The following is an 8,812-nucleotide window of genomic DNA, read 5'->3' as shown; positions in this document are numbered from 1 at the left end:
GGGAACATTCCCATCACAGCCCACGGACAGCGCGTCCGTGGGCTTTCTTCATATCTAACGAGCCGCAGGCTCGTAGCCGACCGCTAAACTTAAACGCTCGACAGCGGTACGTTCGGACGGCGCCAAGGTGGCAGAGTCCGGTCAGACGCAGCGGCCTGCAGAGCCGCCCAACGCCGGTTCAAATCCGGCCCTTGGCTTCCGTTTCTTCGCCTCCGTCGTTCCCGCAAACTGCCCCGCTTAGTAACCGTTAAACACCGGGTGACCCATGCGTCAACTATGCAACGACGCGCTGTGGCCGTGTTCGTCGCGCTCTTCCTCGGTGTCGCGGGCGTGGCGGGCGCGCTGACTGCGACGGCTGAGAGTCCCGAAATCGCCTTCGAGAACCCCGAGATTGACGCCTCGCAAAACGAGTCGATCGAGGTCGGCGGCGAGACGTGGCTCGTGGCCGACATCTCGGAGACGGAGGAGGGCGGCGGTCACGGCGGCGGAGCGACCACCGTCGTCACGGCGACGCTCGAACGCGAGTACACGGCGGAGACGTCGGAGACGCTGGCGAACGGGTCGACCGTCTCGGTCGACGACCGCGAGTGGCGCGTCGAGATCGCCGGGGAGAACGCGACCGAGTTCACGCTCGTCGAGGTGATCGACCGGCAGGCGATCCTCGGAGCCGACGACGACGCCGAAAACGAGACGGTCACGCTCGACGACGGCGAGTACGTCGCGGTGACCGACGACGGCGGCGATCGGACGCTGGTGCCGGTCGAGGAGTACTTCCCCGCGCCCGAAGAGCGGACGTACGCGACGGGCGAGACGTTCGACTACGGCGGGCAGACGGTGACCGTCGACGACGTGACCGCCGGCGGCGCGGTCGTCGTCTACGAGACCACGCAGACGGAGTCGGTGGAGGTCTCGCAGCACTCGGAGCTGACGCTTAGCGGCACGAACTTCGTCGCGCACTTCCCCGACGCCTCCACGCTCCAGATGACGACCGACATCGAGTCGTACGAGGCGCAAGCCGCCGAGATCGACCGGTTCAACCAGTACAACAGCGGTCTCTCGCGCGTCCTCGTTCTCTCCGTGCTCTCGTCGATCATGCTCGCCGGGATGGCCTTCATCCCGTCGCGGTACTGATCGACGCCGAACGGGCGATTTCGTCCGGCCGTGTTCTGCCGACCGACGTTTCACCGACAACCACTACTCGGCGGGACCGCTACGGTGCCTATGACTTCGACAGCGGAGAAGGTCCGACAGCTCGCGCCCCACTGGGCGGTGATGTTCATCGTCATGTTCGTCGCGCTGGCGGGCGTCGAGCGCGTCGCCGGCGGGCTCGGGCTCGCGGCGTCGCTGGCGATCGTCTTCGTCATCGCCGTCGCGTATCCCGTCGCCGTTCGGGCGCTCGGCGTCGCGCCGCCCGTCTGGCGGCGGTGACCGCGGGCCGCGGTCCCGTCCCGCCGGGTGTGGGTCCGACGCCTGACGCCGCGGCGGTCGACGGATAACACCGGTGTCAGCCGGTCACCGTCCCGTCCCTTTCGTTTTTATACGGCTCGGTCGCCTTCGGATCGGTATGAGCGACGAGAACCCGGCGGCGGTCACGTCGGAACTCCCGGACGCACCGTTCCACACCAGCGGCACCGACCACATCACGGTCTGGGGGAGTAACGAGGAGGACACCCTCGCCTTCTACCGCGACCTGCTCGGGATGCCGCTCGTGTTGCGGCAGCCGAACCTCGACGACCCCTCGCAGACGCACCTCTTCTTCGACACCGGCGACGGACGGATCCTCACGGTGTTCGTGAGCGACGAACGCGCGTCTGCGCGCGGCCAGCGCGTCAGCACGGGCGCCGTCCACCACCTGTGTTTCAGCGTCGAACCCGACGAGTACGAGGACATCATGGCGGCGCTCGAGGAGGCCGGTAAGGGGTACAACGTGTTCGACCGCGGCATCTTCCACTCGATTTACACGCAGGACAACAACGGGCTCGTCATCGAGCTGTCGGCCGACAAGTACGAGATCCCGGCCGATCGGAAGGGCGAGGTGCTGGCGACCGCGCAGCGCCTCCGCGAGGAGGACGGCGCGGACTTCGCGCAGGACCGCCACATGGAGGGGGCCTTAGAGGAGCTCGGCCTCCCGGTGAACAAGCACGACCTGCCGGACGCCGACGCCGGCGTGGGGGTCTGAGATGGCCGGGTGCGCCCCGGGTCCGCACGCCGGCGACGACCCGCACGGCGACGAGCCGCTGGTCACGGCCGGCGCGTCGCTCGACGACGCGGCTGCGGCGCTCGTGCTCGTCCACGGTCGCGGCGCGACCGCCCGCAGCGTCGTCGACTTGGGCGAGCAGTTGGCGGGGGACCGGGAGGTGGCGATCCTCGCGCCCGCGGCCGCCGGCAACACCTGGTACCCGAACTCCTTCCTCGCGCCGGTCGCCGACAACGAGCCCGGGCGGAGCTCCGGGCTCCGGGCGGTCGGCGCCGCGGTCGACCGCGCTGTCGACGCCGGGATCGCCCGCGACCGCGTCCTCGTCGGTGGCTTCTCGCAGGGGGCCTGCCTCGCGAGCGAGTTCGTCGCCCGCAACCCGACCCGCTACGGCGGGCTCGCCGTCTTCAGCGGCGGGCTGATCGGCGAGACGGTCGCGGTCGACGACTACCTCGCGGCGGGCGACGACCCACTCGCCGGCACCCCGGCGTTCGTCGGGTGTAGTGACGTCGACCCGCACATCCCCGAGGAGCGGGTCCACGAGACGACCGACGTGCTGGAGGCGCTCGGCGCCGACGTCGACGAGCGGATCTACGAGGGGATGGGCCACGGGATCAACGACGACGAGGTCGCGGCGGTGTCGGAGCTGGTCGCGTCGCTGGCGTAGCTCGCTCCCGTCCGTCACGACGCGTCGCGGCCGACGGCCGCAGCGCCGGCAGCGCCGTCACCGCCGCCGCGAACGACGCGCCGCCGAGTCCCGATCCGCGGAGACGCGCGGCGGCTCCCCCGCTCACGCCAGCCAGTCGTCGGGCTTCGTGTCGTAGTCCGCCTCGTCGGCGGCGATCCGCGCCTCGATCGCGTCGTCGAGGTCGTGTTCGGTCACCTCCCCGCCGTCGTACTGGAAGCGGACGCCGACCTCGGTGCCCTCGGGCTCCTCGCCGCGCCGCTTTGCGCGTCGGACCTCGCCGTCGTCGTACTCGACGCGGATCGTCGCGAGGTTCACCGGGCGCCCCCACAGCTCGAAGACGCGCTTCAGGGTCGCCCTCGCGCGCTCCTCGTCGAGCGCGACGCCGTTGTACCGGTGGCCCAAGAGCAGTTCGCCCCGGTTCCGGAAGTTCCCGTCCAGCACGACGATCGTCGGCTTCCCGAAGTTTGTGAACCGAAGGAGCAGCTTCTTGCGCACGTCGTCGGCGTCGACGCTGGCGACGCGGTGCTCCCCGGCGGCCCGGCTGTACTCGTAGGTGAAGTAGTTCCCCTCGCGGACGAACTCGTCGGTGAGGAACGCGTCGATGAACGTCACGTCGTTGTGGCTCTCGCGCACCTCGAACATGCGCTCCCAGCCCGCCCCGCGGTCGACGTCGTCGATCGCGGCGGCCACCGTCTCGTACCGGTCGACGTCGAACAGGTACCGGGCCTGCTCTTCGAGCGCCTCCCGGGAGACGTTGCGGAGCGCGCCCCGGTGTTCCGGCCGCGAGAGGACGTAGTGGCGCTCCGCGAGCCCCTCGCGCGTGAGCAGCTTCCACGGGTACCGCTCGACGTCGATCCCCTCGGGCCCGTCTCCGGCGGAGAGCGCCCGGTCGACCGCCTCGGCGTCGACCCGCGGGTCGCCGTCTGCGGCCATGTCGGCGAGTTCGTCAAGCGTCGCCGGGCCGGCGCCCGCGATCGCCGGGTGGGGTTCGAGCAGGTCGGCGACCTCGTCGAGGTCGATCCGGGAGTGGAAGTTCTCCGGCGTCACGCCCTCGACCCGGAGCAGCTTGTCGAGCACCTCGCGGCGCGCGGCCCGCAGCTCGACGTGCGTCCACAGCTCGAACCCGAGCTTGTAGGGGTTGAGGCCGGGCGAGCCGAGCACGCGGGCCATGTGGTCGGCGTACGTCAGGAACTCGTCGGGGCCGGCGAACCCCTCGCCGCCCATCATCACCGACTCCCAGTACGTCGCCCACCCCTCGTTCATCACCTTCGTCTGCTTCTGGCCGGCGAAGTAGTACGCCTCCTCGCGGATCGCGTCGATGACGGTCGTCTCCCACGGCTCGCGGTCGACCGCCTTCCCGCTCTCGGGGTCGTACCGCTTCCCGTGGTCGCGCAGGAACGCGAGCACGTCCGGCCGCGGCTCCTCGGGCTCGATCCCCTCGCCCCTCGCTTCGAGCCACTCGTCGTCGAACACGTCGCGGCGCACCTCCTCGGAGAGGTCGAGGTCGTCGATCCGGGCCTCGATCGCCGCGAGCGGGTCCTCGTCGCCGTCGCTCACGTCCGCGGCGACCCCCGGCTCCGCCACGGAGCGGGCGGCGTCGACCGGGCTGTGCTGGTCGATCGTGTCCTCCAGGGCGCTCACGGCGTCGATCAGCCGCTCGACCTCGTCGCGGTCGACGTCCGTCCGCCTCGCGATCGCCGCGATCCGGTCGGCGTTGCGCTCCAGCCGCGCCGCCGCGTTCGGGCCGTCGTCGCCGCGGTCGGCGTAGAGCCCGAACCACTCGTTGTTCGCGAAGAAGTCGGCGTGCGCCTCCACGTGGGTGATGACGGCCTTCTGGTCGGCCGCCGAGTTCGACTCCTGGAGGAAGGCGTGCGCCGGGTCGTCGTTGTTGACGATCTCGAACGCCTTCCCCAGCCCGTGGCGGTCCTTCTTGCGCTGCCGCTCGTAGTTCATCCCCCACCGCCAGTGCGGGTAGCGCCGCTGGAACCCGCCGTAGGCGATCAGCTCGTTCATCTGGTCGTGGTCGACGATCCAGTACCGAACCGGGTACGGCTTCAGCCCGAGCCGCTCCGCCAGCTCGCGGGCCTCGCGCGCCGGCTCGTCGAGGGCCGCGGCCTCGCGTTTCGACTCGACGCGGTCGTCTCTCATCGCCGATCACCCCCGTCGGTCCGCCCGCGGGCGGCGGGCCCGCCGCGGCCCGCGCCGCCGTCGCCCGACGACTCGGTGCTGAGGATCTCGTAGATGGCGTCCGTCACGTCGTCCGGCTCCGAGACGCGCGCGACGGCCACGTCGTCGGCGTCGGCGAACGCGGCCTCGACCTCGTCGGCGTGGCGGGCGTTCGCGGCGCCGTCGCCGGGCTGGGTCTCGACGTACGCCTGGAGGTTGGCGTCGATCGACTCCATCGCCGGGATCACGTTGTCCGTCGTGTCGCTGCCGGCGTTCTCCGAGTCGCCCGCGGCGAACACGTACCGGTTCCACTCGCTGTACGGGTACTCTTCGAGGAGCTCCTCGACGAGGTCGTACGCGCTGGAGATGCGGGTGCCGCCCCCGGACTGGATCCCGAAGAACTCCTCGCGGTCGACCTCCCACGCCTCCGCGTCGTGGACGACGTACCGGAACTCCGCGGCGTCGTACTTCCCGGTCAGGTACCAGTCCATCGGGGTGAACACCCGCTCGACGAGCTCGCGTTTCGTCTCGCGCATCGAGCCGGACGCGTCGCGGACGTTGATCACGACGACGTTGCGCTCGCGCTTCTCGATCACCTCCGGGTGGCGGAAGCGCTCGTCCTCCCGGCGGAACGGGACGCTGTCGAGCCCCTCGCGCCGGATCCGCTGGCTGACCGGCTCGCGGTCGACCGCCTCGTCGAGCGCGTCGAAGCTCTCCCAGCGGTCGAGCGCCGCGACCGGCTCGCCCCGCTCCTCGGCGAGCGTCGCGGCCGCGTCGGCGATCCACGCCCGGGAGACGGGGATCCCCTGGCCGCGCGCCCACGCGAACACGTCGTCCACGTCGGCGCCGTCGACGAACAGTCCCTCGCGGACGTAGTCGCCGTCGAAGTCGGTCGCGAGGTGCCGCTTCAGCCCGCGCTTGAAGAACTCGTCGACGTCGAGGGTGCCGCGCGGCCCGGAGCGCGCGGTGTCGGTGAAGTCGCCCTCCACCTCCTCGACCACCCGCTTCCCCTTCGGTTCGAGGTCGAGCCCGAGCGCCTCGTCGAGCTCGCGGGCGAACTCCTCGGGGTCCATCTCGTAGTACTCGTGGTCGCCGCCCTCCTCGCCCGGGTCGCCCTCCTCGTCGCCGTCGCCCGGTTCCGGGTCGACCGGTTGGCCCGGCTGCGGCTGGCCGTCGCCGCCCTGGCCGACCCCGCCGGCGGAGCGCTGGTCGTACTCGAACGACGGGAGGTCGACCACCTTGATCGGGATCCGGATCCGGTCGGCGTCGGAGCCGCCGAGGTCGCCGTGGCCGATGAACTCCGCGAGGTCCTCCCGGCGCGTCTCGCCGACCTCGCGGAACCGCTCGCGGTCCTCGGTCAGTCCCACGGGTCGCCACCTCCGTTGGAGCCGGCGCCGCCGTCCGGTTCCTCGCCGTCGGCGTCCCCGCCGTCGACGTCGGGCCACTCGTCGCGCACGTCCGCCATCACGGCGCGGCTCGTCAGCTCCGCGGACGCGCGGCTGTACCCGCGCTCGCACAGGCGGTCGATCGTCTCGGCCTTCACCCGCTCGGTCTCGGTGTCGGCGGGCGGGTCGGGCCACGCCGCGGGGTCGAGGTCCGGGAACCGCCGCTTCACGTCCGCGAGGTCGTTCGCGTCGATCACCGCCTTCAGCTCGGGGACCTCCCCGAGGTCGACCTCGTCGACGCTGAACTCCTCGCCGCGGTTGCGCCACGCGTACCGCGTGAGCCCGCGGATCACCCGCTCGCGCCGGAAGCGCTCGACGTCGCGGCCGGGCTCGGTCCCGCGGTAATCGCCCTCGTCGAACCGCCCGAGCGTCTCCGTCTCGAACACCTTCATCGCGAGGGGGTCCGGCGCCGCGTCCTCGCGGTCGCGCGCCGTCGGGTCCGCCTCGTCCCACGCGTACACGTGCTCGACGTACTCCGCGACGGTCTCGGTCGGGACGGTCTCCTCGGCGAGCATCGCGTCGATCACGTCCTCGCGCTGCCGCTCGCGGATCCGCGCCGCGACCGGCCCGCGGCGCCCCTCGAACTCCGCGGCCTCGGCCCGCGAGAAGACGGGGGCGTCGGCGAGCCCGTCCGCCATCGCGTCGAGCACGTCCGTCGGGGTGACGACGCGCTCGACCGGCAGGTCGGGGTGGCTCCGGTCGGCGGTCGTCGCGAGCAGGTCGGCGACCGCGTCGCGGGCGTAGGTGACCGGGATCCCGTTCCGGCCGTCGCCCGCGGCGGGGTCGACGTCGTCGACGGTCACCGCGTCGTCGCCGCGCCGGACCTCGCCGGTCTCGTACAGCGTCGCGGTCTCGACCAGGTCGAGGTCGCCGGGGAGGTCGTCGCCGTCGAGGCGCGTGACGACCGCGTACAGCGCCGCCGCCCCGATCGCGTGCGGCGCGATCTCGCGCTCGACCGCGCTCCCGTCTGCCTCCCGGACCTCGATCGACAGCGGCGCCGCCCCGGGGTCTCTGTCCCCCTCGTCGGAGGCGCTCCCGCGGCCGACGCCGGACGGGTCGGCGGCGCCGCCGGTCGCCTCCTCGACCGCCGTCGCGCCGGCGATCTCGCGGCGGAGCAGCCGCGCCTCCAGCCGGCGGTTCGTGAGGTACCGGAACTCGTGTTTCGAGAGCCGGCGCTTCAGGGCCTTCAGCGGGTCGGCATCGCCGCGTTCGGCGTGCCGGTCCAGCTCCGCGTCGAGGTCGGGGTTCGAGATGACGACGAGCTGGGTGTCCAGGTCCATCCCGATCCCCTTGTCGAGCTTCACGCGCCGCTCGTCGGGGACGTTGAGCAGCCGCCGGAGCAGGTCGGCGTGCTGGCTCGCGTCCTCGACGACGGTGGCGACGCCGTTCCCCTGCGAGAGGACGCCGTCGTAGCTGAACGCCTGCGGGTTCTTCCGCCCGCGGGAGTCGAGCTCGCGGAGCATGCCGCCCATCCACGACCCGACCAGCCGCTCTTTCGCCGTCCCGTCGTCCTCGGCGTGGAGGACGCCGATCCCGCGGCCCACGTCGACGACGTAACTGGTCACGCGGAGGTGGTCGCGGTCGGTGATCGCCGAGAAGAGGTCGCGGCGCCCGCGCTCGCGGTAGGCCGACTCCAGGTGGTCGTACGCCTCGCGGCTGAACGGGTCGAGCTCCACGTCGGCCGCGACGGGGTAGGCGTCGTCCTCGACCGCGTCGGCGATCGACTCCCGGACCGTCTCGGGGAACACCGACAGCGGGTGCGACTGGACCGGGCTGCGGTACCACTCCCCGGGGTCGCCGCCGTCGCCGTACGAGAGCGACGCGGCGCCGCCGCCGCCGACCCCGCCGGCGCCCGAGACGTTCCACTCGACGGTGTACCGCCGGCCGGCGTCCGTCTTCGAGAACGCGCGGAGCCCGTTGACCAGGCACCGCTTGAACTCCGACTTCCCCGTCGCGGTGGGGCCGTCGATCCAGACTATCGTCTCGTCGTTGCCCCGCCCGGTCGCGGCCGCGCGCAGGTCGTCGACGAACCCGTTGAGCGCGCGGGTGTTGCCGAGGACGGCGTGTTCGCCGTCGTTCGCCGGGTCGTCGAAGAAGCGGTACCGGTCGAGCGTCTCGCCGCGCTCGCGGACCTCACGGGTCCCGTACGACTCGACGGCCGCGAGGACGTACCCCGCGCCGGACGCGGCCGCGGTCGGGTGCTCCAACACGCGGTCGACGTAGGACGCGAGGTCCATCGGCGGGTCGTACGCCCCCCGGAGGGCCTCGTCGGCCGCGCTCCGGAACCGCTCGCCGCCGGATCTGGTGCGGTCGCTCATC

7 protein-coding genes and 1 tRNA gene are annotated in these 8,812 nt (G+C 72.0%); 5 read left to right on the top strand and 3 right to left on the bottom strand.

Features of this window, described 5'->3' with window-relative positions:
• The first annotated feature begins 121 nt into the window (after positions 1–121).
• The 5 genes from EXE44_RS15365 (at position 122) to EXE44_RS15345 (ending at position 2,861) form a co-directional block, all read left to right on the top strand.
• A tRNA-Cys gene (locus tag EXE44_RS15365) sits at positions 122–197 on the top strand.
• A 94-nt stretch (positions 198–291) separates the two neighbouring features.
• Positions 292–1,131, top strand: a complete 840-nt coding sequence (locus EXE44_RS15360; protein WP_137717874.1) for a hypothetical protein — start codon at positions 292–294, stop codon at positions 1,129–1,131.
• Between the two features lie 90 nt (positions 1,132–1,221).
• Positions 1,222–1,428: a hypothetical protein gene (locus EXE44_RS15355; protein WP_137717872.1), complete on the top strand. Its 207-nt coding sequence runs from the start codon at positions 1,222–1,224 to the stop codon at positions 1,426–1,428.
• A gap of 136 nt (positions 1,429–1,564) precedes the next feature.
• A complete protein-coding gene (locus EXE44_RS15350; RefSeq protein ID WP_137717871.1) occupies positions 1,565–2,179 on the top strand; it encodes a VOC family protein in 615 nt (204 codons plus the stop codon).
• 1 nt (position 2,180) lies between these two features.
• A complete protein-coding gene (locus tag EXE44_RS15345; RefSeq protein WP_137717870.1) occupies positions 2,181–2,861 on the top strand; it encodes an alpha/beta hydrolase in 681 nt (226 codons plus the stop codon).
• Between the two features lie 123 nt (positions 2,862–2,984).
• On the opposite strand, the gene EXE44_RS15340 is transcribed toward EXE44_RS15345, so the two are convergent.
• Genes EXE44_RS15340 through EXE44_RS15330 form a run of 3 tightly spaced genes read right to left on the bottom strand, consistent with a single transcriptional unit; the run spans position 2,985 to position 8,811 of the window.
• Entirely contained in the window at positions 2,985–5,030 is a 2,046-nt protein-coding gene (locus EXE44_RS15340) for a SpoVR family protein (RefSeq protein ID WP_137717869.1), read from the bottom strand.
• Entirely contained in the window at positions 5,027–6,415 is a 1,389-nt protein-coding gene (locus EXE44_RS15335; protein WP_137717868.1) for a DUF444 family protein, read from the bottom strand. Before EXE44_RS15335 ends, EXE44_RS15340 begins: the two co-directional genes overlap by 4 nt.
• On the bottom strand, positions 6,406–8,811 hold the full coding sequence (locus EXE44_RS15330; protein ID WP_137717867.1) for a kinase anchor protein: 2,406 nt from the start codon (positions 8,809–8,811) through the stop codon (positions 6,406–6,408). Before EXE44_RS15330 ends, EXE44_RS15335 begins: the two co-directional genes overlap by 10 nt.
• Position 8,812 lies beyond the last annotated feature (1 nt).

This window comes from Halorubrum sp. SS7 (assembly GCF_005435055.1).
Taxonomy (GTDB): Archaea; Halobacteriota; Halobacteria; order Halobacteriales; family Haloferacaceae; genus Halorubrum; species Halorubrum salinarum.
Note: the sequence above shows the minus strand (reverse complement) of the source record. Positions and strands in the feature narration are given on the sequence as shown.